Source organism: Promicromonospora sp. NPDC090134, assembly GCF_044746965.1.
Taxonomy (GTDB): Bacteria; Actinomycetota; Actinomycetes; order Actinomycetales; family Cellulomonadaceae; genus Promicromonospora.
In genome coordinates this window covers 1-24781 of the sequence record NZ_JBIVCZ010000003.1, presented here as the reverse complement: position 1 = coordinate 24781, position 24781 = coordinate 1, and the positions used below count along the sequence as shown (strand labels likewise).

Here is a 24781-nt window from a genome sequence, read left to right as displayed (position 1 = left end):
CCGCCCCGGCGGAAGGAATACGAATGCCCGACATGCGACGCCGTCCTGCCCTCGTGGCAGCGCTGGCGGCCACCGCCCTCGTCCTCGCAGGCTGTGCCGGCGGCACCACCGGCGCCGCGACCGCCGAGGGTCCTACCCAGGCCGAGGTCGACGAGGCGATGTCCACCCCGACCACCCTCGAGTTCTGGTCGTGGGTACCGGACATCGAGAACGAGATAGCCCTGTTCGAGAAGAAGTACCCGGAGATCAAGGTCAACCTCTCCAACCAGGGCGGCGCGACGGCGCAGTACCAGAAGCTGCGGACGTCGGTCTCGTCCGGTGACGTCCCCGACGTCGCGCAGATCGAGTACTCGTTCCTGCCGTCGTTCACCATCACGAAGAGCGTCCTCGACCTGGGCCCCTACGGCTTCGGCGACCTGTCGGCGGACTACGCGCCGAGTGCCTGGGGCCAGGTCGCGACCGGTGAGCAGGTCTGGGGCCTGCCCCAGGACGTCGGACCCACCGGGCAGCTGTACCGGGCCGACCTGTTCGAGAAGGCAGGGGTCGAACCGCCCGCCACCTGGGACGAGTACCCCGAGGCCGCCCGCGCGATCAAGGAGAGGACGGGCGCCTACATCACCGACCTGCCCGGCAACAGCTTCTCGCCCATCCTCGCCCTGCTCTGGCAGGCGGGCGCCCGCCCCTTCGGGTACGACGGCGACAAGACAGTCACCATCGACTTCGACAGCCCGGAGGTCAAGCAGGTTATCGAGTTCTGGGACGGGCTCATCCAGGACGACCTGGTGGCCACCGAGCCGCAGCTCGACGACAACTGGTACCAGCGCACGTCCCGCGGTGAGTACGCGAGCTGGCTGGCGGCCGCGTGGGGTCCCGTGTTCCTTCAGGGCACCGCCGCGAACACCAGCGGGAAGTGGCGCGCGACCGAGCTGCCGCAGTGGGACGCGTCCGCGCCCGCCTCCGGTAACCAGGGCGGGTCCGCCCTCACCGTCATGGCGGGCAGCGACAACCCGATCGCCGCGTCCGAGCTCGTGAAGTTCCTCAACCACGACGAGGCGGCGACCAACATGTTCGCCACCGAGCAGTTCCTCTTCCCGTCGCTCGTCGCGACGCAGGAGCTGCCCGAGTTCCGCGACCAGAAGCTCCCCTTCTACGGCGACGAGACCGTGAACGACACGTTCGTCGGCATCTCCGAGACCGTCGAGTCGGACTGGCAGTGGCTCCCGTTCAACGACTTCGCCAGCTCCAGCTTCAAGGAGACGCTCGGCGCCGCGATCACCGAGCGCACCGACCTGAACGCCGGCCTGGACGCGTGGGAGGAACAGCTCGTCTCCTACGCCAAGCAGCAGGGATTCACCGTCGAGCAGTGAGTCGATGCCGGGTGCGCGCCAGCCGCGCACCCGGCGGACGAACGGAGCCACACCCATGACCCAGACTCTGGTCTCACCCCCGACGTCGCGGCCGGTCCCGCGGCGTCCGGCCGCCCGGCCTACCCTGAGCGCCACCCGGCGCAAGCACGTCGCTGCCTACGCGTTCCTCCTGCCCTTCCTGCTGGTGTTCGTCACGATGCTCGTCGTGCCGCTCGTGTACGCCGGCTACCTCAGCCTCTTCACGCAGCAGCTCGTCGGCGGCAACGCGTTCGTCGGCCTCGGGAACTACGCACGCGCGCTCACGGACCCGCGGTTCGTCGAGGGCGTCGGCCGGATGGCGCTGTTCCTCGTCATCCAGGTGCCCGTGATGCTGGTGCTCGCGCTGCTGTTCGCGCTCGCGCTCGACAGCGGGCGGGTACGCGGCGGACGGTTCGCCCGCGTGGCGATCTTCGTCCCCTACGCGGTGCCGGGCGTCGTCACCACCCTCATGTGGGGCTACCTCTACGGCCGCAACTTCGGGCCCATCGCCCAGGCGTTCGAAGCCCTCGGGCTGGACGCGCCTGACCTGCTCTCCAGCAGCACCATCCTCGGCTCGATCATGAACATCGTCACCTGGCAGTACATCGGCTACAACATGGTGATCATGTACTCCGCCCTGCGGGCCATACCGCAGGAGCTGTACGAGGCGGCCCGGATCGACGGGGCGGGCCAGTACCGCATCGCCTGGAGCATCAAGATCCCGGCGATCCGCTCGGCGATCCTGCTGACCGTCATCTTCTCGATCATCGGCAGCTTCCAGCTCTTCAGCGAGCCGAAGCTCCTGTACGAGATCGCCCCCAACGCCATCGGCCGCTCGTTCTCGCCGAACCTCTACGCCTACAACCTCGCGTTCGTCGACCAGGACGTGAACTACTCGGCGGCCATCGCGTTCCTGCTCGGCGTCGTCATCATGATCGTCTCCTACGTCGTGCAGCTGTCCACCACCCACCGCGAGCGGAAGGCGGCGCACCGATGACCACGGCCACCCAGCAAGGCCCCCGGGCCGCGGCCGGTACCCCGGCCGGCGCCGCACCCGCCGTCGGCCCGCCCGCCGGCCCGAACCGGCGGGCCCACCGGAACCGCTCCGGGAACCTGCCGCCGGGGGAGCGGCGCAGCACCCTGCTGACCGTCCTGCTCTGGCTGTGCGGCGGGTACTTCCTGCTCCCGCTGGTCTGGCTGGTGGTCGCGTCGACCAAGGACAACACGGGGCTCTTCACGAGCTTCGGGTTCTGGTTCGCCGACGACTTCCGCCTCGGCGACAACCTGGCCACGCTGTTCACGCTGCAGGACGGCGTGTTCGGCCAGTGGATCCTGAACACGGTGCTCTACTCCGTCGTCAGCGGCGTCGGTGCGGCCCTGCTCTCCACCGCCGCCGGCTACGCGTTCGCGAAGTACGAGTTCCCCGGCAAGCGACTGTGGTTCGCCGTGGTGCTCGGCGCCGTCATGGTCCCCACCACCGCCCTCGCCATCCCGACGTACCTGCTCTTCGCGGGAGCGGGGCTGACCAACACCGTCTGGGCCGTGATCCTGCCGTCGCTGGTCAGCCCCTTCGGCGTCTACCTCATGCGGATCTTCGCCGAGGAGGCGGTGCCCGACAGCCTCGTCGAGGCGGCGCGGATCGACGGCGCGGGCGAGTTCCGGATCTTCTGGCAGATCGTGCTGCGCCTCCTCGCGCCCGGCATCGTCACCGTCCTGCTGTTCGCGCTGGTCGCGACGTGGAACAACTACTTCCTGCCGCTGATCATGCTCACCGACCCGAAGCTCTTCCCGCTCACGGTCGGGCTGGCGCAGCTCCAGGCCGCGAGCGAGGCCGGCGGCGGCGCGTCCGCCCAGTTCTCCACGGTCATCACGGGTTCGCTCGTCTCGGTCCTGCCGCTCATCGTGGCGTTCCTCTACCTGCAGCGCTACTGGCAGTCCGGCCTGTCGGCGGGGAGCGTGAAGGAGTGACCCCGGAGCACGCCCCCGTCGTCGGCCGCGCGCCGTCCGAAACCCTGTCCGGCCTCGAATCGGCCCATCCTGAGAGCGAGCACGTGACCACCACCTCACCGTCCTACCTCGAGGCCTTCCTCCCGCGCCGGGGCACCCTGCCCGCGCGGGCCTGGGCCCGCTCCGACGCGCCCGAGCTGTCCCTCGGGGGCACCTGGGCCTTCCGGCTCTGCCCGACGGCGGACGGCCCGGCGGACCTCGGCGACCTCGCGCTCGACGACAGCGCGTGGGCGACGATCCCCGTTCCCGGGCACTGGCAGCTGAACGGGTTCGGCGCCCCGGCGTACACCAACCGGAAGTTCCCGTTCCCCGTGGACCCGCCGCACGTGCCGAACGAGAACCCGACCGGCGACTACCGGCGGCGCTTCCGGGTGCCGGCCGGCTGGGACGTCGAGCGGATCCTCCTGCGGTTCGAGGGCATCGACTCGGTCGGGCGCGTGTGGCTCAACGGCGTCGAGCTCGGTGTCACGTCCGGCAGCCGGCTCGTCGCGGAGTTCGACGTCACGCAGCACGTGCTGCGCGGCGCAGAGAACGTGCTCGCCGTCCGCGTGCACCAGTGGTCCTCCGCGACGTACCTCGAGGACCAGGACATGTGGTGGCTGTCGGGGATCTTCCGGGACGTGACGCTCCTCGGCCGCCCGGCGGGCGCCGTCGACGACCATGCGGTCCACGCCGACTACGACCACGCGACCGGCCGCGGCACGCTGCGGGTCGACGCCGACGTGCCGGCGCGCGTCGTCGTCCCGGAGCTCGGCATCGACGCCGCCGCGGGGGAGGACGTCGTGGTCGACGGCGTCGCACCCTGGTCCGCCGAGGTACCCCGGCTGTACGACGGCGAGCTCGTGAGCGCGGGGGAGCGCGTCCGGCTGCGCATCGGGTTCCGCCGCGTCGAGATCGACGGGCCCCGGTTCCTCGTCAACGGCCGGCCGATCCTCATGCGCGGCGTGAACCGGCACGACATCGACCCCGACACCGGCCGCGCCGTCAGCGAGGAGCGGATGCGGGCCGACATCCTGCTGATGAAACGGCACAACATCAACGCCGTGCGGACCAGCCACTACCCGCCCCAGGCCCGGTTCCTCGAGCTGTGCGACGAGCTCGGCCTGTGGGTGATCGACGAGGCTGACCTGGAGACCCACGGCTTCTTCCCCGTCGACTGGTTCCACGAGCTGGACGGGCACCCCGTGTCCGACGCCCGCTGGGAGGAGGCGTTCGTCGACCGGATGCGGAGCCTCGTCGAGCGGGACAAGAACCGCCCGAGCGTGATCATGTGGTCGCTCGGCAACGAGTGCGGTCGCGGGCAGAACCTCGGCGCGATGGCCCGGTGGGCGCGCGACCGCGACCCCTCCCGCCCGCTGCACTACGAGCGCGACTGGTCGGCCGAGCACGTGGACGTCTACAGCCGGATGTACACCACCCCGGCCCAGCTCGAGCAGATCGGCCTCGGCCAGGAGGAGCCCTGGCCGGAGCCCGAGCTGGACGCCCGACGCCGGGACATGCCCTTCGTGCTGTGCGAGTACGCGCACGCCATGGGCAACGGGCCGGGTGGGCTGGCCGAGTACCAGGAGATCTTCGAGCGCCACCCCCGGCTCGCCGGCGGGTTCGTCTGGGAGCTGTTCGACCACGGTCTGCGCACCACCACGCCGGACGGCGTCGAGTTCTACGGGTACGGCGGCGACTTCGGCGAGGTGGTGCACGACGGGAACTTCGTGGCCGACGGGCTCGCGTTCTCCGACGGCACGCCCGGACCCGGGCTCGTCCAGCTCAAGGCCGTCTACGCCCCGGTCCGGCTGGCGCTCGACGGCGACCGGCTGACGGTCGAGAACCGGTACGACCACACCGACACCGAGCACCTGCGGTTCGTCCGCACGGCGCAGCTCGACGGCCGCACCCTGGTGGACGAGAAGCTCGCGGTGCCCGCGGTCCCCGCACGGCGCAGCGCCGTGGTCGAGCTGCCACCCCTCAAGCTTCCGGCGGGTGCGGTCGTCACCGTGTCCGCCCAGCTCGACGGCAACTCGGCCTGGGCCAAGGCGGGGCACGAGATCGGCTGGGTCCAGCGCGCTGTACCGCGGCATGTCGTCGCCGCCACGAACGGCGCGGTGCCCCGGTCGGACGAGCCCGCCCTGGTGCTCGGTCCCGGCCGGTTCGACCCGCGCACGGGCGCGCTCCTGTCCGTCGGGTCGCTGCCCGTGCACGCGTTCGGCCTCGACGTCTGGCGCGCCCCGATCGACAACGACCGCCCGTTCTCCTGGGCGCCGAAGGAGCTGGAGTGGCGGCAGATCGGGCTCGACCACGCGATGTTCCGGGTCGACGCCGTCGACGTCGGACCGGACGCCCTGACCACGCGCGGCCTGCTCGGCTTCCCCGGCAGCGACCTCGGCCTCACCGTCACCCTGCGGTGGACGGCGGACGACGACGCGCTCAGCGTCCGGGTCCAGGCGCGGCCCAAGGGAAGCTGGACCACCGAGCTGCCCCGGTTCGGGCTCCGGCTCGCGCTGCCCGGCGACCTCGACCAGGTCGAGTGGGACGGGTTCGGACCCGGCGAGGCCTACAGCGACAGCCGCTCCGGGGTGCGCCTGGGACGGTGGCGGTCGAGCGTGCAGGACATGCAGACGCCGTACGCGTACCCGCAGGAGAACGGGAACCGGATCGACGCCGCCCGGGTGCTCCTGTCCGGCCCCGACCACACGCTGGAGATCGAGGCGCACCCGACCCTCGACTTCACCGTGCGGCCGTGGACCAGCGAGGCGCTCGACCAGGCTCGTCACCCTCACGACCTGGTCCCGGACGGGCACACCTGGCTGAACCTGGACCACGGCCAGACCGGCCTGGGCTCGGCGTCGTGCGGTCCGGAGGTCCTCCCGGCCCAGCGGCTGCTCGCCGCGCCGATCGACTACGGCTGCACACTGCGGCCCGGCGCTCGCTGAAGCCGTGAGCAACGATCGAACGACCCTGACGGCCCTGTAGGTGGACACCCCGGCGCAGCTCGGCGGCGGCGTCCAGCGAGGTCGCGGCGTCCGGCACACCTGAGCCGCGACGCCGTCGCGCTGTGCAGGCGGAAGGTTACGGCGCGGTTGCGGCGGGGGATTCCCCCGCCGCAAGGGCCTGCCCAGGCCTTCCACGGGTGATGGCGTTCTCGACTGCCGTCCCGATGCGCTGCAAGGCTTTCAGGTCGCGGGGCTCGAGCTCGTCGATCAGGTACTCGCGGACCGCTGCGACATGTCCGGGTGCCGCCGTGACGACGACGTCGTATCCGGCGTCGGTCAGCGTCGTGTTGGTGCGTCGTCCAGGCCCGGGGATCCGGGATCTCGTAAGGAGCCCGCGGTTCTCCAGTCGTCCGACGACGTGCGACAGCCGTGACAGGGACGCCGACGTGCGTTCGGCGAGCCTGCTCATCTGCATGGTGCGGTCCGACTCCTCGGAGAGGACGGAAAGCACCATGTACTCGAAGAAGGTCAGCTGGGACTCGCGCTGCATCCGGGCGTCCAGGGCGGCGGGCAGGCTGATCATGATCGCGGAGTTGGCCAGCCACGCCGCCAGCTCGTCGTCGGTCAGCCATCGCGGTTCGGTGGTCGCCGCAGAGGGCACGTCCGAGCCGGGTTCTGCGGTGCCACGCCCTTCCGCGACCAGAGGTGTCGCTGCGCGGGATGCCGAGCCCCCTTGCGCAGCCCTCCGGCCTTGTCGGTGTGCATCCGCTGTCTTCGCCATGCCGCCAGCCTACGGCGACAGTTGTTGACACATCAAGTTCGCGAGGGTAGAACTTGACGCATCAAGTTGATCTTGATGCGTCAAGTTCTATTGCGGTCCATCCGCCGGATATGGAACGGACGTACCGATCCAGGAGAGGACCACTCGATGCAGACCACGTCACTGGGCGGGCTCGAAATATCACGCATCGGTCTAGGCGTCATGGGTATGTCTGACTTCTACACGGGCAAGGGCGAGTCCGAAGGCGACTCGGTCCGCACCATCCAGCGCGCCCTTGACCTCGGTGTCACGCACCTGGACACCGCCGAGGTGTACGGGGGCTACGCCAACGAAGCCCTGTTGGGCCGGGCGGTCAGAGGTCGTCGGGACGAGGTGGTGCTCGCGACCAAGTTCGGCCTGGTGTCTCACACGGGCCGGCCAGGGGCTGACAGCACCCCGGCGAACATTCGGCTCGCTGTGGAGGGGTCGCTGCGGCGCCTGGGTACCGACCACATCGATCTGTACTACCAGCACCGTGTCGACCCGGGCACCCCGATCGAGGACACCGTCGGCGCCCTGGCAGACCTGGTCACTCAGGGCAAGGTCCGCTACATCGGCCTGTCCGAGGCCGGCCCCGCCACCATCCGCCGCGCGCATGCCGTCCATCCCTTGGCCGCGGTCCAGAGCGAGTACTCGCTGTGGACCCGCGACCCCGAGCACGCGGTGCTGCCCGTGCTGCGCGAGCTGGGGATCGCGCTGGTGCCTTACTCCCCGCTGGGTCACGGCTTCCTGACGGGGAACATCCGTTCTCTGGACGGCCTCGACGCCGACGACTGGCGTCGTACCAACCCACGGTTCACCGGCGGCAACCTGGAGCGCAACCTGCGCATCGTGGACGAGGTCCGGGCGGTGGCGACCGAGGCCGGAGCCGCTCCCGCGCAGGTCGCCCTGGCCTGGCTCCTGGCCCAGGGCGAGGACATCAACCCCATCCCCGGTACGCGACGCGTCGAACGCCTCGAGGAGAACATCGCCGCCGGCGGGATCCGGCTCAGCCCGGACCAGGTCGGCCGGCTGAACGATCTTGCCCCCGCGTCCGGCGACCGCCATGACCGCAACGGCATGGCCGCCATCGACCGGTGACGAGCGGCTCCGCAGCGAGCCGAGCGGCACGGGACGACCGTGCCAGGACCACGAGAACGAACGGAGCAGTACACCATGGCAAGTAACGTGATCCGCGTCGGGATCATCGGTGCCGACACCAAGGCGAGCTGGGCCGGAGCGTCCCACATCCCCGCGCTGGCCGCCCAGCCGCGGCTCGTGCTGGCGGCAGTGGCGACCCGGCGTGAGGAGAGCGCGCGGAAGGCCGCCGAGCTGTTCGGCGCCGAACGCTGGTACGCCGACCCGTACGAGCTGATCAACGACCCGTCGATCGACCTCGTCACCGTCGCCGTCAAGGTCCCGGCACACCGCGAGCTCGTGCTCGCGGCCCTCGCGGCGGGCAAGGCCGTGTACTCGGAGTCCCCTCTGGGGGCGAGCGTCGCGCAGGTCGAGGAGATGGCCGCGGCGGCCGGGACCCTGCACACGGCCATCGGGCTGCAGGGCAGTCTCAACCCGTCGGTGCGCCGGGCCGCCGAGATCATCACCCAGGGCCGGCTCGGGCGGCTGCTCTCGGCCCGGGTCAGCGCGACGACCTTCGGAAACGGTCCCGAGTCGATGAGCGCCTACGAGTACTTCGACAAGGCGGACGCCGGGGCAGGCTTCCTGACGATCGCGGTGGGCCATGTGCTCGACGTGGTCGAGACGGTCCTCGGTGAGATCACCGAGATCGATGCGCGCACGGAGCTGCTCTGGCCCGAGGTGAAGCTGGTCGACACCGGCACGACGACCACCCGTGAGGTACCGGACCACCTCGACGCGATCGTCAGGACCTCGTCCGGTGCCCCGGTGGGGGTGCAGGTCCTGGCCGGCGTGCCCGTACCCGACGCCCGGTTCAGCCTGGAGGTGCGCGGCGCCGACGGCTGGCTCAGGCTGACCGGCGACCACCCCGCCGGTGTCCAGGTCGGCGACCTCACATTGACCTCGAGCGTGGACTTCGACGCGCCCGACAGCCCCGTCGCCACGGGTACCGGTCCGGCCGCGGCCGAGATCTGGACCGGTGCCTCCATCAACGTGGGCGAGGTGTACGCGAGCCTCGCGCGCGACATCACCGAAGACACCCACCACACCCCGGGATTCGCGCACGCCGCACACAACAGCCGCCTGGTCGCCCGGGTCGAGCGGGCCGCGCGAACCGGTATCCGGCAGTAGGCACACCGGCACCAACCGGACCTGGTGCTCGCAGCAGGCCGCGCGGGCACCAGGTCCGGCCGCGGGAGGTCGTGCGTCAGATCGAGAACATGGGGCGGCGAGGTCTCGCCGTCCAGGCGAACGGTGCCGATCCGGCGGCAAACGAACTGCTCGTGCACCGCGTGGCCCAGGGCCTGGGGGGTCTCGACATCCTCGTCAACAACGCGGGCACGATCCGCGAGGGCTGGCTCGCGAGCTCGGGTCGGCCGACATCACCGTCAACCTGGTGCAGCCGGGGCCCATCGATTCCGCACTGAATCCGGCCGACGGCGATTCCGCCGACTACATCCGCAGCCTGGTCCCGCTCGCGCGCTACGGCACACCCGAAGAGGTCGCGGGTGTCGTCGCCTTCCTGGCGGGCCCGCAAGCGGGGTTCATGACCGGATCGGTCGTCACGGTCGGCAGCGGGATGAACGCCTGACGGGCAGGACCCGCAGCCCGACCCCTGCCCCTCTTCCTCGAGCACACGCCGACCCCGAGTTCACGTCGGCACGGTCTCCTCGGACGACGACGACGACGGCGCCTCGTCGCGGGGCGTGTAGAGCATCACCCAGTGGTCTCGCTCCGGGTCGTGCAGGAGCTCGATGTCGAAGCTGACCCGGCCGTACGTGGGGTGGTGCAGCTGCTTGGTCGCCGATCGCCACGTGATGACCTCGCCGCGCTCCCAGTGGTTGCGGAAGGTCGGGCTGGTCGCGGTGAGCTCCGTGAGCAGGTCGCGGAGGTAGGCGTCCGCGGGATATCGGCTCAGTGCCGTGCGCAGCTCAGCGGCCGCGACGCGCAGAAACTGCTCCGCACCGTCACCGAGCAGGTCAGTCAGGGCGGTGGTCGCGAAAGCCTGGTAGGCGAGGTTGCGACCGAAGGGTCCGGTCTCGTCAGGAGGCGGCAGCAGCTCGGCCGCGCGCTTGTTCCGGGCCAGGACGTCGAGCCGACCGTCGTGCACGGTGACCGGCATCGTGTCGTCCAGCCCCTGCAGCATCCGCAGCAACCCTGGGCGGACGATCCCATCGGGGCTGGGCAGCTCGGGCGGGGACTCGCCGCCCAACCGGAACAGGTAGGCGCGCTCCGGCCCGGTCAGAGCCAGGCCCTGTGCCAGGGCCGCGAGAATCTCTCGCGACGGTCGTGGAGCCCGGCCCTGTTCCAGGCGGGTGTAGTACTCCACGGAGATACCGGTCAGATCTGCAATCTCCTGCCGGCGAAGACCTGACACGCGGCGCCGAGAGCTTCTCGGCTGCCCGGGCAGGAGCGGCGGAGTCATCCCCGCCCTGCGCTGCCGCAGGTAGTGCGCCAGGTCGCTCCGGTCCGTGCTCGTCATCGGCCCATTCTTCCTCAGGAGGGGTGCTGCCTTCCGCTGCGGTGACGCCGTGTGGTGACACCGGCAGTACTAGTCTCGGTCGGGTCTTCCTCGCTGTCGTGAGTGCTCGCATCCTCGATGGTGTGCACGATTCCGCTGCACCAGAGCCACCGGAGGAAACATGACCAGCACCGGACCCACCACCCGCTCGACGCTGGAGACCGCGCGGGAGTTCATCCGGGCTGTCGAGGCGAAGGACATCGAGGCCGTCGCGGACACGCTCAGGGACGACGTCGAGCAGCTCTTCATGCACTCGAACGCCGTGATCAGCGACCAGGGGGTCGCGGAGCTCGTCGCCGGCCGCCGGCGGGGCTTCTGCGTCGCAGACGTGAGCGGCCGGGAAGAGGTGCTCGGGTACACGAGGGGCATCTTCGACAAGTTCGAACCACTGGTGTGGCGCAACCATCGGTGGACCGTCAACCCTGACGGTCGCGAGGTCTTCTTCCTCGGGACCGGCGACATGGTCGTCGCCCGCACAGGCGTCCCCTATCGCAACACCTACCTGACTCGGTTCGACGTCACCGACGGCAAGATCGTGCGCATGGCCGAGTACGGCAACGCGATGATGTATGCCCGCCTGGGTGTCCGGCCGAACCGCGCCGAGTTCCGGTCCCTTCTCCGGGCTGTCGGGCGCATGTTCTCCCTGACGCGGTCGTCTCGCTCCGGTCGGTGACGCACGGTGCTCCCGACAGGTACCCGCCGGTACCTTTCGGGTCCGTAGCGTCCAGGACATGGAAGACATCACGACATCGACCACCTTTGTCCTGGTCCACGGGGCCTGGCACGACGGCACCTGCTGGGACCGTGTCGTCCCCTTGCTGGAGGCGCGTGGACACCTCGTCCACGCGCCCACGCTCACCGGGCACGGCGACACCGCCGATCGGCTCGGGCCGGAGGTGAACCTCACCACGCACGCGGACGACGTCGTCGACCTCGTCCGGGACCTCGTCCGGGACAAGGACGTGTCAGAGGTCGTGCTCGTCGGCCACAGCTACGGGGGCATGGTGATCTCGGCGGTCGCCCACCGCATCCCGGAACATGTCGCGCAGCTGGTGTACGTCGACGCCATGGTTCCTGAGCACGGCGAGAACGCGGTGGACGTCATGCCCGCCACCCGGCACCTGATCGACCTGGCGGCCGGGAGCAGCTCGCCGTGGCGTGTCCCACCGCTCCCGGAGCTCCCCGCGCCGGCCGGGCTGTTCGGGGTGACCGATCCGCAGGACGTCGCCTGGCTCCGGGGCACCCTCGGCGACGAGTCGGTCTCCTGCTTCGTCGAGCGTGTCGACCAGAGCAACCCCGCACTGGCCCGCATCCCGCGTGCGCACATCCATTGCGTCGGGTACGAGCCGGACGGCCTCGTCCGACGTCCGGTGCCGGCGGTACAGCCCAACGGTGACCCGGCGCGGGTCCTGGAGGTCCGTAGCGGGCACGACTGCATGGTCACCGTTCCGGCCGAGCTCACCGGCCTTCTTGCCGGGCTGGTCTGAGTAGCGTTCGACCATGCGTGCTCCCGTAGCCGATGTCTTCCTTGCCGACTGTCCTACGCGCCTGGCCGTCGAGATCATCGCTGACAAGTGGTCCGTGGTCGTGCTCTTCGCGCTCAGCCGGCGTCCCTACCGGCACGGCGAGCTCGTCGAGCAGATCGGTGGTATCTCCCGGAAGGTGCTCACCCAGACCCTCAGGCGGCTGCAGCGGTACGGTCTGGTCGACCGGGAGGCCCACCGTGAGGCGCGCCCGCGAGTGAAGTACGCGCTGACGGACCTGGGCCGGACGCTGATCGGCCCCATCGAGGCCCTGACCGACTGGGCGCGGGCCCATGGGGCGGCGATCGCCGAACGGCTCGAGGACACCGGCGACCCGGACGTTCTCTAGGAGGGAGGGCCCGCCTTCACCACCACTTCCGCACCATCGCGCCAGCCAGGCCGAAAGGTCGTTCGTGGGCACAGGAGGACTCTGCCACGGGCGCCCGCGGGATCGCCGCACGGATACGGTCTCAACCTGGGAGGATGCCGGCGCGTGGGTAGGAGCATGGAGACACTCTTGGGAAGACGGGTCGAGGTCCGCGTGGGCGGCCGGTCGCGGGACGAGGAGTTCGTCGCGTTCGTGGAGGAGGACGGCCCGTACCTGTTTCGGACGGCGTACTTCCTGGTCGGTGAGCGTGCCCTGGCCGAGGACCTGGTCCAGGGCACCTTCGAGCGGGTCTACCGGCGCTGGGACACGGCGCGGGCCGGGAACCCTCTCGCGTACGCGCGGAAGGTGCTGGTCAACCTCCGGACCGACGCGTGGCGTCGGACGCGGCTGACCGACGTCCCCGGTGACGACAACCTGCCGGTCGCGCACACGGACGACCCCGCCGCACAGATCGCGCTCCGGGACGAGCTCGCCCGGGCGCTGGGAAGCCTCTCGCCGCAGCAGCGGCGGGTCGTGGTGCTGCGGCACGTCCTTGACCTGCCGGAGGCACAGGTCGCCCGTGAGATCGGGCGATCGGTCGGCACCGTCAAGGCCGCGAGCTCCCGAGGCCTCGAACGGCTCCGCTCGCTCCTGACCGCCGCTGTTCCGGAGGCCGCGGACGAGCCGGTGTTCGACGGCCGCGAGACGCTGACCCGCAGCAAGGCCGCGGCAGCGCGTCAGGTCCGCCGCGACGCCGCGCTCGGCGTCGCCGGGGTCGCGGTGTGCGCGTTCATCGCGCTGGTCGTGCACGGTCCGGTCGGTCTGCCGGTGCTGGACGCCGTCACCGGCCCCGCCCACCGCTGGCTGGTGGAGACGTTCCACCTGCCGGCGATCGACACCACTCGTGATGACGCCCCGGTCCGGGACGAGGACGCGGTGGCCGGGCAGGACGACGCCGTCGGGCTGGGCGACCTCGACATCCCCGAGATGCCGGCCACCGCCCCCGCATGCGCCGGGCACGACCTCCCTGCGCCGGACGCGACGAGGACCATCCCGGTCCCCGCGGACGCCCCGACCGGGGACTTCACGATCGTTCACGCGCTCGACGCCGAGGACGCCCGCCGGGCGGTCGAGTGCGTCGACTACGTCACCGACCACCGCGTGGACCTGGCTACTCCTCCGGACGTCATGGTCGGGTCCGGCATCGGGCTGGACCCCAACGTGCCGTTCGCGGTCCGTCGGGACGGGACGCTGGTCGCCGCGCTGCACCGGCCCGACGTCGGACCCGGCTCCGAGCCGGTCACCGCGCTGGCGCGGCCCGCAGCCACCCGGTCGTCCGGCGGGTCGGCGCTGGAGCACTGGCAGCTCACGGCCGCCTCGCCGGGCTCGGACCGCGAGCCCCGCGAGTACGCCGGCGTCGGCAGCCCGGTCCTCACCGACACCCACGTCGCCTGGACCCAGGAGAGCGAGGACGGGTCGGTCGTGGTCAAGGCGCAGGGGCCGGACGGGGAGGTCAGTACCGTCACGAGCTACCCGACAGATCCCGACCGGTACGTCTGGAAGATCGCCGCAGGTGGGGAGACCCTGGCGATCCTGCACATCGAGAACGAGGCCCCCGCCGACCCGGACCGGTGTCCAGGAAGCGTCGACCTGGTCGACCTGGGGGCCCCCGACGCCGGCGTCGTCCGCGACGTGGCCACGGACGTCTGTGCGATCTCCGACGGTGAGGACGGTGTGGTCGTGTCCCGCAATCCCGCCGACGGGCCCAGCACGATCGGTCTGCTCACCCCGGGCTCCGGCCTGCGCGACCTCGTGCGGCTCGACCGGAGCACGGCGTGGAACCACTACGCGTACCTGTCCGGAGACACGCTGCTGTTCGAGCAGGATCAGTGGATCGTGGCGCTCGACACGGGCTCGCGCGACGCCACGGTCGTCCGGGAGGACTCCGCGTGGACGGTCGGCGCATTCGACGACGGCGTCCTCTGGGCCGACGGCGAGCACATCTACTTCCTGCGGCTGGCACCACGGGACGGGGTGGCCGTGCCCGCCCTGACCACGCTCGGGCCGGGACCGGACGAGGACGGGACCGCGTGGCTGGACGTCGCCGCGGCTGCGAGGCGTGTCGTCTGGACCGAGTACGACGGCGCCCAGATGGAGAGCTTCCAGGACCAGGACTCCTGGAGCTACGCCGAGCTGCGCCAGACGGTGGTGTACGCGCGGACGTCGTGGTGACGTGCCCACGCGGGTATCACCCGCAACGGGTGAGGGCGCCGCCCGGCGCTGCCACGCATGGTCGCGGGGCCAGCCGAAGCCGCGCGAACAGGACGATCCATGGCCTACCAACGACAGCAACCGCAGGATCCGGCTCCGCGACCGAGGGCGGTCGACGCCCGGGTCCTGTGGTCCGGAGGAGTGGCGACTGCGCTCGTCGTGGCGCTGATCGCGCTGGTCGGTGTGGTCGTCTTCCGCGGCGTCTTCGGCATCCCGATCCTCGCCCCGGAGGGCGAGGGCGTCTGGGGTGACGCGTCGACGATCGGGCTGATGGTGGCCGCCGCGGTCGCGGCGCTGGTCGCCGTGGCGCTGGTCCACCTCCTGCTGCTGAGCACACCGCGGGCGCTGTCGTTCTTCAGCTGGATCGTCGTGCTCGCCACCGTCGTCGCGGGCGTGGCGCCGTTCGCCACCGACGCCGCGCTCGACAGCAAGCTGGCGAGCGCGCTCATCAACGTGGTGGTCGGGTTCGCCATCCTGGGCCTGGTCGCCGGGGTCGCGCGGTCCGCGGTCGCGCGGGCGGGGCAGGGCGCATGACGCCGTCGACGTCGGAGCGAGGCCCGGGGTCACGCCGACGGTTCACGCGAGCGCTCGCCACCCTCGGTGCCCTCGCGATGGTGCTGCCGCTCGTGCTCCTGACGGCGCCGTCCGCGGCCGCCGCCGAGTGGGGCATCGCCAAGACCGAGGTGAGCTCCGGGCCCTACGAGCCCGGCGACACCGTCCAGTACGTCATCACGATCTCGTGCTCGGACCCGAACGCCGACCCGTGCACCGGCGCCGTGGTCACCGACGAGCTGCCCGAGGGTCTGGTGCTGGTCAGCGCCTCGATCCAGAGCGGCCCGGCCGGCGGTCAGATCGTCGCCGACACGGAGACGGACACGGTCACGGCGACCTGGCCGAGCGTCCCGAACGGCGGGCAGGGCCAGATCATCGTCTCGGCGCAGGTCGACCCGGACCTGCCCTACAGCCAGGACGGCGTGCCGATCACGAACACGGCCACGGTGGTCGCCGACAACGCGACACAGGCGTCCTCCGACGCGACGGTGACGCCGGTGGTGCCGCTGGTGCTGGACTCCGGGACGACGAAGTCCATCGACCCGGCGAGCGCGGTAGCGACACCGGGCACCGCAGCCACGATGACGCTGTCCGCGACCAACACCTCCAACGACGCGGTGGACGAGCTGGTGGTCCAGGATCCCGTCGACCTGACGGCCTCGCCCAGCCCGTTCACCTACCTCGGGTACACCGGGACGGGCGACATCACGCTCCCGCCGAACGCGGACACCGTGACGCAGGAGTACTGGGACGGCACCCAGTGGCTGCCGCTCGACGACTCCGTCGACCCCGCCGCGGTGCTGGGAGTGCGCTACACGTTCAGCGGCGACATCCAGCCGGGGGCCACGGCCACGATCCCGGTCGAGGTGGAGCAGCGCGAGAACGTCACCGAGCTCACCGACGCGACCACCGTGACCAACGACGTCTCCTCGTACGTCGTGCACGGCGACGCCGAGTCCGACCCCGTGACCGACGAGGACACCTACGTCATCACCCCGCCCGACAACAGCGTGACGGCGAGCAAGTCGTTCGACCCGGCGACCGTGAGCGCGGGCTCCCCGACGACCGTGACGCTCGGCGCGACGAGCACGGGTGACCCGACGACCTCGCTGACCATCACCGAACCCTCGCCGGGCACGCCCAGCCCGTTCGAGGGCGACGACCCGCTCACCTTCACCGGGTTCGGCCCGTCCGGCGACGGCACCGGCATCCAGTGGCCGGCCGACGCCGATGCCGCGACGGTCACCTTCACCTGCGCGGACGGCTCCGCGCCCAGTCTCAGCACGACGACGGCGGGCACCCTGCCGAACCCGCCCGCGGACTGTGTGGTGACCGGGTTCTCCGTGGAGTTCACCGGAGCCATCGTCACCGGCGGTGCGGCGTCGGTCCCGTTCACCGCGGACACCGACCCCGACCAGGAGGTCGACGACGTCACGCACCCGAACGAGGTCACCGCGACCATCCCCAACGCGGAGGACACCGCGTCGGCCGACCTCGTGACCCTGGACGACCGCCTGGCGACGCGGACGGACAAGCTCATCACGCCGTCGACCGTCCCGGCGATCCCGGGTCAGAGCGTGGTGGTCCAGCTCCCGACGCAGCTCCTGCCGTTCGGCCCGGACGGGTCGACGACGTCGGCGGACCAGGTGGTGATCCAGGACCCCACCGACCCGGCGGACCCCGGGGAGTTCTGGGCGAACTTCACCGCCACCTCGGTGCGCACGACCGACGTGCCGGCCGGGGCGACGCTCATCGTGAACTACTGGGACGGCAGCGACTGGGTGCCCGCACCGGACTGCGGTCCGTGGACCGGCCCGCAGACGGTGAGCTGTGACCTGCCGGAGGGCGCCGAGGGCGTCCAGTTCGTCTACGACTCCGAGGACGGGTTCCCGCCGGGCACCTCGTTCCAGCCCAACTTCACCGCCGCGTATGACGGCCCCGCCGACCGCGACGACCCGATCGCCAACTGCGGGGCGTCGAGCGCCTCGTCCGGCACGGTGGAACCCACGGAGCCCGCCGAGGGCTGCGCTTCGGTCGACCCGTTCCCCGTGGACGGGTCGGGCGACCTCGACTTCGTCGACAAGGCGTTCCTCGGCGGCGATCCGCCCTCCGTGCTGGCCCGGTCCGAGGACCAGGTGACGGCGCAGATCACCTGGTCGACGAACGGCTTCTCCGGCGTGGACCCGATGGTGATCTCGGACATCGCGGACCCGGCGGGCACCGACGTCGCCGACTCGTTCTACGACGCCTTCGACCTCGTCCAGGTCGAGCCGATCACCCCCGCCGTCGACCCCCTGATCGGCTACGACCAGGTGGAGAGCGTCGAGCTCTTCGTCGACGGCGCCTGGGTCGAGGCCGCGGACGACCCCTGTCCCGAGGCCTGCGACGGGACCTTCCCGGGCTACACCCCGTCCGCCGAGGAACGGGCCGCGGCGACCTCGGTGCGGCTCACCTACGTCGAGTCGCCGTCCCGCACCACCGGGACCGACCCGACGACCCCGCAGCCGGGCGACGGTGTGGCGCGCTCGACGCAGGCCGACGGGCGCCACCTGCAGCTCACGTTCCAGGTCCGGGACGACCGGCGCAGCACCGGCGAGCCCGTGCTCGGTTCCACGAACGGCACGATCTACAACACGACCGACCCCGGCCTCGTGAACGACACGGTGCTGGGCGAGGCGACGTTCGGCGGCGAGGTCTACACCGACACCGCCGACGCGGACGTGCTGATCATCGACGAGCCGATCAACGCGGGCGCCACCAAGACCTGGACCGGGGGACCGATCTCCGTGCCGCCGGAGGACACCCCGGCGCAGTTCTACCCGTCGACCACCGTCACGGTCACGGGCACGAACGAGTCCCTGGCGCGGGTGGACCAGCTCCGGCTCGTCGAGCCGGGGCTCACGGGCAGCGGCGACGTGCAGGTCGACCCCGGGACGTCGCCGTTCGACGCGTTCTCGCTCCGGCAGATCGTGGTCACGCCGCCCGACGGCACCGGGTCGACGACCGTGACGCTTACCCGCTGGGACGGCACCACGACGTCGACGGCCACGTACACGGAGGCGGAGGCCGAGGCGCTCACGGCGGACGACCTGCAGGACGTCACCGGGGTGGAGGTCGCGTTCGACGGGCGGATCCCGGGCCAGGCCTCCGGGAGCGTCGACCTGACGCTGCAGCTGCGCGAGCTGGACCGGTACACCGGCGATCCGGTCACCGTCGCCGGCTACTCGCCCGTGCCCGACGTGGCGGCGGCGCAGGTCACCGACCCCGGCGGAACCACCGACGACGCGCCGCTGGCCTGGGACGACGCCGACATGGTGCTCCAGGACGCGGACATCAGCCTCGTCGTCGGCAAGTCCTTCGACCCGGACCAGGTGGTCGAGCCCGGCACGGGCCCCGTGACCATGACGCTCTCGGGGCAGCCTCAGGGCCCGTCCCGGGCGGTCGAGATGGTGCTGACCGACGACGACCCGCGATTCTGGAACCAGTACGACTTCGCGGGCTTCGACGGTGCGACCCTGACGTCCCCGATCGACCGGGTACAGGTCGACGCGTACACCGGCGGCACGTTCACCGAGGGGCCCGACGGCGTCGAGGTGACCGGAGGGGGCTGGGTCACCGGCTCGCCGTCGGACGCGTTCGCCCTGCCCGGGTCGGTGAGCCCGGCCGACGTGCAGGGCCTGCGGTTCACGTTCACGCGGGCCGACGGGGCGATCTGGGAGAACCCGGCGAACCCGACCCAGACGGTGCCGATCAGCGTCGAGCGGCGCGACGAGCTGCGCACCGGCGGGCCCGTGCTGCCCGATCTCGCCGCCAACCCCCCGGCCCCCGGCGAGACCGCGCCCGGCGTCGCGAGCAACGAGGTGGACGGCACGGTGACGGGCGCCGACCTGGTGGTCGACCCGGAGACGGGGGACCTGGTCCCGGTGAGCGGTGCCGACAGCGCGTCCGCGCAGGTCGTGTACGTCCACGCGAGCAACGGCGTCGAGATCGTCAAGGACTTCGACGGCACCGTGACCGGTGGTACCCAGGCACCGAACGCCGTCTTCCCGATGAACATCGCGATCACCAACACGGGGAACCGGCCGGTCTACGACCTGACGGTCACCGACCCGATGCCGGTCGGGCAGGGCGGCGCCCAGCTGCGCCTCGCCGACGTCGACGAGCCGTTCTCGTACGCGCTGGCGGGCGAGCCCCCGGACCCCGACAACGGGCCGCCGCTCCCGACCGACCCGGCCGACGTGACTGTCGACCAGACCGGCGACCTCGTGAACCTCGAGTTCACCTTCCCGGAGGGATCGGTGCTCGAGGTCGGGCAGACCTACACGATCACGGTCCAGGTGCAGTTCCGGGTGGGGCTGCCCGCGCAGACCGTGGTGGACAACACCGTTGGCGTCACCGGTGACCGGCCGTGGGACGAGTGCGCCGCGCGGCTCGACGAGGCGACCGGCGCCTGCGAGGCCGATGCCGACGTCACGACCATCCCCGCCGGCGTGCTCGCCCAGTCCAAGCTGGTCAAGGCGACGGACGACGACGAGCTCGACGTGATCGTCGACCCCGCGGCCGACCCGGACACCGTGTGCGAACCGAACGCGGCCGGGTTCTACGCCTACCCCTGCACACCCGTCGTCGCGCCGGGCCACAACGAGACCTGGCGCGTGCGCGTCGACAACGTGGGCAACCTACCCATCACCAAGGTGGTCGCCTATGACCGGCTGCCCGTCCCGGGCGACACCGGGTCGTACGCGCAGTCCGAGCGCGGCTCCCAGTGGAAGCCGGTCCTGACGAACGACCCGCCGCCGGAGCTCGTCAATGCGCCGGAGGGCGCGGAGACGGCGTTCTCCTACACGACGGCGACCGACTACTGCCGGGACGACATCGAGCAGCCCACGGCCGAACCGGTGTGCCCGACCGACGACCCGGAGACGGGCTGGGTCCTGCTCACCGGGAACGAGAGCGACGAGCTCTACGAGACGATCACCGCTCTGAAGGTCGTCGTCACCTTCCCTGAGGACCAGCCGCTGGAGCCGGGCGAGTTCGTCGCCTTCCAGGGCACCACGACCACTCCGCCCGTCGCGCCGGAGGCGGGGGACGGGGCGATCGCGTACAACTCGGCTGCCGTCTCGGGCACGGTGCAGACCCCCCAGGGCCCCCTGAACCTGCTGCCCACCGAGGGCACCAAGGTCGGGGTCGCGACCGCCAGCGGGTCGCTCCAGGTGGTCAAGCGGGTCACCGGGGAGGGCGCCGCGTACGCGCCCGACTCGTTCGAGCTGAACGTGGAGTGCACCTCGGCCGTCGGCACCTGGGTCGAGGAGGAGCTCGACCCGATCCCGGTCACCGTGTCGCCGGGCACCCCGGTCACGGTGCCGAACCTGCCCTACGGCGCCGAGTGCACGGTCACCGAGGACCCCGCGGGCGGCCAGACGGCGCTCGTGGTCGGGTCGGTGACGATCGGCCGCGAACCCGAGGTCGTCACGCTCACCGCGGTGAACCGCTACGACCTGGCGAGCCTGGTCCTGTCGAAGGACGTCGTGACCGACGCCGTGGACCAGGACGGCGAGCCGGTCGGTTACGGGCCGTTCGAGGTCACGGTCGACTGCACGTTCCTCGGCGAGCCGGTCTACGCGGACGGCTACGGGCCGCTGCGCCCGATGGTGGTGACCATCGAGGACGGCGAAGAGGTGGTGCTCGACGGCCTGCCGGTCGGCGCCGAGTGCACCGCCACGGAGACCGGCACGGGCGGCGCGGCCTCGGTCGACGTCACGGTGACGCACGAGGGCCAGGAACCCGTGGTCACGGAGGGCGACGAGGCCACGACCACCGTCACGCCGGACGGGGCCGACGGGAGCACGACGGAGGTCGCCTTCACCAACGAGTTCGACGTGGGCGCGCTCGACCTGGTCAAGGTCGTGGACGGGGAGGGCGCCGAGGCCTACGGCGCGGGACCCTTCACGCTCGCGGTGCGGTGCACCCTCGACGACACGGACGACGGGCGCCGCGTCGTCTACGACGGCACCGTCACGCTCGGCGGCGCCGGCCCGCTCACGGCACAGGTCCCGGACCTGCCGACGGGCGCCGTCTGCCGGGTCACCGAACCCGGCGACGGCGGGGCGACGTCCACGAGCGTCTCGCCGCGCCGCGTCACCGTCGGCTCGGGCGACACCGCCGAGGTGACCGCCACCAACACGTTCGACCTCGGCACGATCACGGTCGACAAGGCGGTGGACGGCGACGGCGCCGAGCTGTACGGCACCGGCCCGTTCGAGGTGTCGCTCTCCTGCACCTTCGACGGCGCCCCGATCGGGATCCCCGGCGGGGCGGTCCGCGAGCTGGTGCCGGGTGACCCGGTCGTCTACGACGGTCTACCGGTCGGCGCGGAGTGCGCCGTCACCGAGACCGCGACGGGCGGCGCCACCTCGACGACCGTCTCCACCGTCGGCGACGGCGCCGCCGGTACGGCCGTCGTGCCGGCCGGTGACCCTGCGGCGCTCGCGGTGACGAACACGTTCGACGTGGGGCGGGTGGAGGTGGTCAAGACCCTGTCCGGGCCGGACGCCGCCGCGCACGAGGACGACGTCTTCACCGTCGAGCTGGCCTGCACCCGGGACGTCGACGGCGTGGTCGTGGACGTCGAGATCCCGGGCGGTCCGGCTCGCACGCTGTCCGCCGCCGACGACTGGACGGCGGTGTACGAGGACCTGCCGCAGGGGGCGACGTGCCAGGTCACCGAGACGGACGCCGGCAGCGCCGACAGCGTCACGATCCTTGTCGACGGGACCACCACGCAGGCCGACCCCGCGGAGGGGGACCTGCGGTCGGCGACGTTCGACCTGCCGCCCGGCGACGACGTCTGCCTGCCGGTCGAGGTGACCAACACGTGGGGTGCGTCGACCGGCGGCCTCGCGGCGGCGCCCACCCTCACGGCCCTGACCGCGGCCCTCGCGTCGGACGGCGGCACGCTGCCCGAGGCGTGCGGGGACGCCGGCGGCGGCACGGACGGCGGCCCCGGGGGCGGTGACGGCGTCGGGCCGGCCGACCCGGGGGTCCCGCCGGGCAGCCTGCCCTGGACGGGCGTGAACCCGTTCCCGACGGCCCTGCTCGCCCTCCTGTTCCTGGTGGGCGGCGGCGTGGTCCTCACGATCAGCCGCCGGATGCGAGGTCGCCCCGGAAACCACTGAACCCGGCCGGCACCCGCCGGACCGCACCTGTTGTCCTACCTGTCTTCTCGCCCTGGAGGTAGTCATGGAACCCTCGTTCGGACCCGTAGAGCTCGTCGCGCTCGCCTTCGACACCCCGCGCGTCCCGCCCTCGGTCGCCCAGGCCGTGCTCGACGTCGGCGCGACCGGCGCCGTCACGCTGCTCGACCTCGCCGTCGTACGCCGCGACCAGGGCGGCGACGTCGAGATCCTGGAGGCGCAGGACCTCGGCGACGAGATCGACCTCGTCGCGGTGGAGCTGCCCGCGTCCGGACTCACCGGCGACGAGGACCTGCGGGAGATCGCCGCGGCGGTCGAACCGGGCACCTCCGTGCTCGTCCTCGCGATCGAGCACACATGGTCGCGCGACCTGGTGACCGCGGCGGTCGCCGCGGAGGCCGACGTGATCCTGCACGAACGGGTGCCCGCCGTGACGGTCAACGAGATCGCCACCCTGGCGGACACCGCCGCATCCCCGCTCTGAGCAGCACCGAGCAGCACCATCACCGAGCAGCACCACCACCGAACGGAGCAGCGACATGGCACCCTTACGACGCTTCGGCCGGCCGGGCCTCATCGGCACGGCAGCCCGCACGGCGGTCATCGCCGGCACCGCCCAGGCCACCGCCGGCGCGATCAGCCGGCGGCAGGCGGGCCGCGCTCAGCAGCAGTACGAGGCCCAGCAGTACGAGAACCAGCAGTACGAGAACCAGCAGTACCAGGCCCAGCAGCCCGCGCCCCAGCAGGCCGCGCCACCGCAGTACGCACCCGCGCAGCAAGCACCCGCCGCGCCGCCGTCGGACGGGGCGAACGACGCGCTCCTGACCCAGCTCGCGCAGCTCGGCGAGCTGCACGGCAAGGGCGTGCTCACCGACGAAGAGTTCGCGGACGCCAAAGCAAAGCTCCTGAGCTGAGAGAGGATCGACATGAGACGAACGACAGCGGTCACGACAGCGGTCACGATGAGCCTGATGCTCCTGGGCACGGCGGCATGCTCCAGCGACACGCCCGAGGAGAACACCGAGCAGGCCTGTGCCGCGGCGGAGCAGCTGAACGTCGCGCTGGACGACTTCGACACCACGGTGACCCCGGAGGCCACCGTGGACGAGGTCAGCGCGGCCCGGGACGAGGTGCGCCAGGCGTGGCAGGAGCTGGGCGACGCCACCGCCGACGTGGCCGAGGACCGGGGCCAGGAGCTCGACGACGCGTGGGACGGCCTGCAGCAGGCCGTCGACGACGTCCAGGGGGACGAGACGGTGTCCGACGCCGCCGAGTCGCTGAAGGACGAGGCCGCGAACGTCCAGGACGCACGCCAGGCCATGGCGGACGAGCTCGGCTGCTGACGTAGGTCGCGAAGGAGGGGGGCGCCATGAGCGAGAAGCAGCGGCGGACAGTGTCCCGCTGGTCCGTCGAGAACGTGGCCGTGGCGCTCCTCGCGATCACCGCGGTGCTCACCGCGTGGAGCGGTTTCGAGGCGAGCAAGTGGGGCGGGGAGATGTCCATCGCGTTCTCCCGGGCGTCCACCCAGCGCATCGAGGCCACCCGCCAGGCGACGATCGCGGAGGCAGCGCGGGCGGTCGACCTGCAGGTGTTCGGCATCTGGCTGCAGGCGACCGCCGAGGACGACGAGGCGCTGGCCGAGTTCACGCGGGAGCGGTTCACGGAGCACTTCACGCCCGCCTTCGACGAGTGGCTCGCGGCGCGTCCGCTGAAGAACCCGGACGCGCCGGCGAGCCCCTTCGCGCTGGACACGTACGTGCCGCCCGGTCGGGTGGAGGCGCAGGAGGCCGACACCCGCGCCGACGAGTACTTCGCGGACGCGCTCACCGACAACCGCCGCGGTGACAACTACACGCTGCTCACCGTGCTGTTCGCACTCGTCCTGTTCCTCGGGGCGCTCGCCAACCGGTTCGACTCACCACGCAGGTCCTGGACCGTGCTGGCGGGCGCGGGCGTCTTCCTGCTGCTCGGCGTGGGTCTCCTCGCGGCCTTCCCGAAGATCGTCTAGGGCGTGTTTTGGATTGTGGTTCTGACCTGCGGGTTCGGCATGATGCGGGGTCGTGAGCGGGGTCGTTGGTCGGCATGATCTGACGGATGAG

General features: G+C 71.5%; 20 protein-coding genes. 18 read left to right on the top strand and 2 right to left on the bottom strand.

The genetic code is table 11. The features are described 5' to 3' along the window. Window positions 1–23 precede the first annotated feature (23 nt). The 4 genes from ACIPN7_RS09770 to ACIPN7_RS09755 all read left to right on the top strand — a co-directional run bounded on the left by ACIPN7_RS09770 (window position 24) and on the right by ACIPN7_RS09755 (window position 6319). The gene (locus ACIPN7_RS09770; protein WP_400540483.1) at window positions 24–1367 is read left to right on the top strand and encodes an extracellular solute-binding protein; all 1344 of its coding nucleotides are present in this window, start codon (window positions 24–26) and stop codon (window positions 1365–1367) included. Window positions 1368–1422: 55 nt separating this feature from the next. Continuing rightward, entirely contained in the window at window positions 1423–2382 is a 960-nt protein-coding gene (locus ACIPN7_RS09765) for a carbohydrate ABC transporter permease (protein ID WP_400540480.1), read from the top strand. Continuing rightward, a complete protein-coding gene (locus tag ACIPN7_RS09760; RefSeq protein WP_400540477.1) occupies window positions 2379–3353 on the top strand; it encodes a carbohydrate ABC transporter permease in 975 nt (324 codons plus the stop codon). Before ACIPN7_RS09765 ends, ACIPN7_RS09760 begins: the two co-directional genes overlap by 4 nt. 83 nt (window positions 3354–3436) lie before the next feature. Further along, the gene (locus tag ACIPN7_RS09755; protein WP_400540474.1) at window positions 3437–6319 is read left to right on the top strand and encodes a glycoside hydrolase family 2 TIM barrel-domain containing protein; all 2883 of its coding nucleotides are present in this window, start codon (window positions 3437–3439) and stop codon (window positions 6317–6319) included. A gap of 136 nt (window positions 6320–6455) precedes the next feature. On the opposite strand, the gene ACIPN7_RS09750 is transcribed toward ACIPN7_RS09755, so the two are convergent. Continuing rightward, on the bottom strand, window positions 6456–7100 hold the full coding sequence (locus ACIPN7_RS09750; protein WP_400540471.1) for a MarR family winged helix-turn-helix transcriptional regulator: 645 nt from the start codon (window positions 7098–7100) through the stop codon (window positions 6456–6458). 147 nt (window positions 7101–7247) lie between these two features. On the opposite strand from ACIPN7_RS09750, the gene ACIPN7_RS09745 reads away from it, so the two are divergent. From ACIPN7_RS09745 to ACIPN7_RS09730, 4 genes are all read left to right on the top strand, one after another. Continuing rightward, a complete protein-coding gene (locus ACIPN7_RS09745) occupies window positions 7248–8219 on the top strand; it encodes an aldo/keto reductase (RefSeq protein WP_400540468.1) in 972 nt (323 codons plus the stop codon). Window positions 8220–8294: 75 nt separating this feature from the next. After that, window positions 8295–9386: a Gfo/Idh/MocA family protein gene (locus tag ACIPN7_RS09740; RefSeq protein WP_400540465.1), complete on the top strand. Its 1092-nt coding sequence runs from the start codon at window positions 8295–8297 to the stop codon at window positions 9384–9386. Further along, complete coding sequence (locus tag ACIPN7_RS09735) at window positions 9311–9682, top strand: SDR family NAD(P)-dependent oxidoreductase (protein ID WP_400541964.1); 372 nt, start codon at window positions 9311–9313, stop codon at window positions 9680–9682. The genes ACIPN7_RS09740 and ACIPN7_RS09735 overlap by 76 nt, the downstream gene beginning before the upstream one ends. Further along, on the top strand, window positions 9610–9846 hold the full coding sequence (locus ACIPN7_RS09730) for an SDR family oxidoreductase (protein WP_400541961.1): 237 nt from the start codon (window positions 9610–9612) through the stop codon (window positions 9844–9846). The genes ACIPN7_RS09735 and ACIPN7_RS09730 overlap by 73 nt, the downstream gene beginning before the upstream one ends. A 60-nt stretch (window positions 9847–9906) precedes the next feature. Here the strand turns inward: ACIPN7_RS09730 and ACIPN7_RS09725 are convergent, their stop codons facing one another. Continuing rightward, window positions 9907–10737: a helix-turn-helix transcriptional regulator gene (locus ACIPN7_RS09725; RefSeq protein WP_400540463.1), complete on the bottom strand. Its 831-nt coding sequence runs from the start codon at window positions 10735–10737 to the stop codon at window positions 9907–9909. Window positions 10738–10897: 160 nt separating this feature from the next. On the opposite strand from ACIPN7_RS09725, the gene ACIPN7_RS09720 reads away from it, so the two are divergent. The 10 genes from ACIPN7_RS09720 to ACIPN7_RS09675 all read left to right on the top strand — a co-directional run bounded on the left by ACIPN7_RS09720 (window position 10898) and on the right by ACIPN7_RS09675 (window position 24690). Next, on the top strand, window positions 10898–11449 hold the full coding sequence (locus tag ACIPN7_RS09720; RefSeq protein ID WP_400540461.1) for a nuclear transport factor 2 family protein: 552 nt from the start codon (window positions 10898–10900) through the stop codon (window positions 11447–11449). A 58-nt stretch (window positions 11450–11507) separates the two neighbouring features. Continuing rightward, on the top strand, window positions 11508–12263 hold the full coding sequence (locus ACIPN7_RS09715; RefSeq protein WP_400540459.1) for an alpha/beta fold hydrolase: 756 nt from the start codon (window positions 11508–11510) through the stop codon (window positions 12261–12263). Window positions 12264–12276: 13 nt separating this feature from the next. After that, the gene (locus ACIPN7_RS09710; protein ID WP_400540457.1) at window positions 12277–12648 is read left to right on the top strand and encodes a winged helix-turn-helix transcriptional regulator; all 372 of its coding nucleotides are present in this window, start codon (window positions 12277–12279) and stop codon (window positions 12646–12648) included. 168 nt (window positions 12649–12816) lie between these two features. Then, the gene (locus tag ACIPN7_RS09705) at window positions 12817–14898 is read left to right on the top strand and encodes a SigE family RNA polymerase sigma factor (protein WP_400540455.1); all 2082 of its coding nucleotides are present in this window, start codon (window positions 12817–12819) and stop codon (window positions 14896–14898) included. A 57-nt stretch (window positions 14899–14955) separates the two neighbouring features. Continuing rightward, the gene (locus ACIPN7_RS09700; protein WP_400540454.1) at window positions 14956–15471 is read left to right on the top strand and encodes a DUF6069 family protein; all 516 of its coding nucleotides are present in this window, start codon (window positions 14956–14958) and stop codon (window positions 15469–15471) included. Continuing rightward, a complete protein-coding gene (locus tag ACIPN7_RS09695; RefSeq protein ID WP_400540453.1) occupies window positions 15468–22664 on the top strand; it encodes a DUF5979 domain-containing protein in 7197 nt (2398 codons plus the stop codon). Before ACIPN7_RS09700 ends, ACIPN7_RS09695 begins: the two co-directional genes overlap by 4 nt. Window positions 22665–22728: 64 nt before the next feature. Beyond that, complete coding sequence (locus tag ACIPN7_RS09690; protein ID WP_400540452.1) at window positions 22729–23166, top strand: DUF6325 family protein; 438 nt, start codon at window positions 22729–22731, stop codon at window positions 23164–23166. A 55-nt stretch (window positions 23167–23221) separates the two neighbouring features. Continuing rightward, a complete protein-coding gene (locus ACIPN7_RS09685) occupies window positions 23222–23596 on the top strand; it encodes an SHOCT domain-containing protein (protein ID WP_400540451.1) in 375 nt (124 codons plus the stop codon). A gap of 12 nt (window positions 23597–23608) precedes the next feature. Then, complete coding sequence (locus tag ACIPN7_RS09680) at window positions 23609–24025, top strand: hypothetical protein (RefSeq protein WP_400540450.1); 417 nt, start codon at window positions 23609–23611, stop codon at window positions 24023–24025. A gap of 26 nt (window positions 24026–24051) precedes the next feature. Further along, window positions 24052–24690 carry a hypothetical protein gene (locus ACIPN7_RS09675; RefSeq protein ID WP_400540449.1) on the top strand — a complete coding sequence of 213 codons (639 nt, stop codon included), beginning with the start codon at window positions 24052–24054 and terminating at the stop codon, window positions 24688–24690. The last annotated feature ends 91 nt before the right edge of the window (window positions 24691–24781 follow it).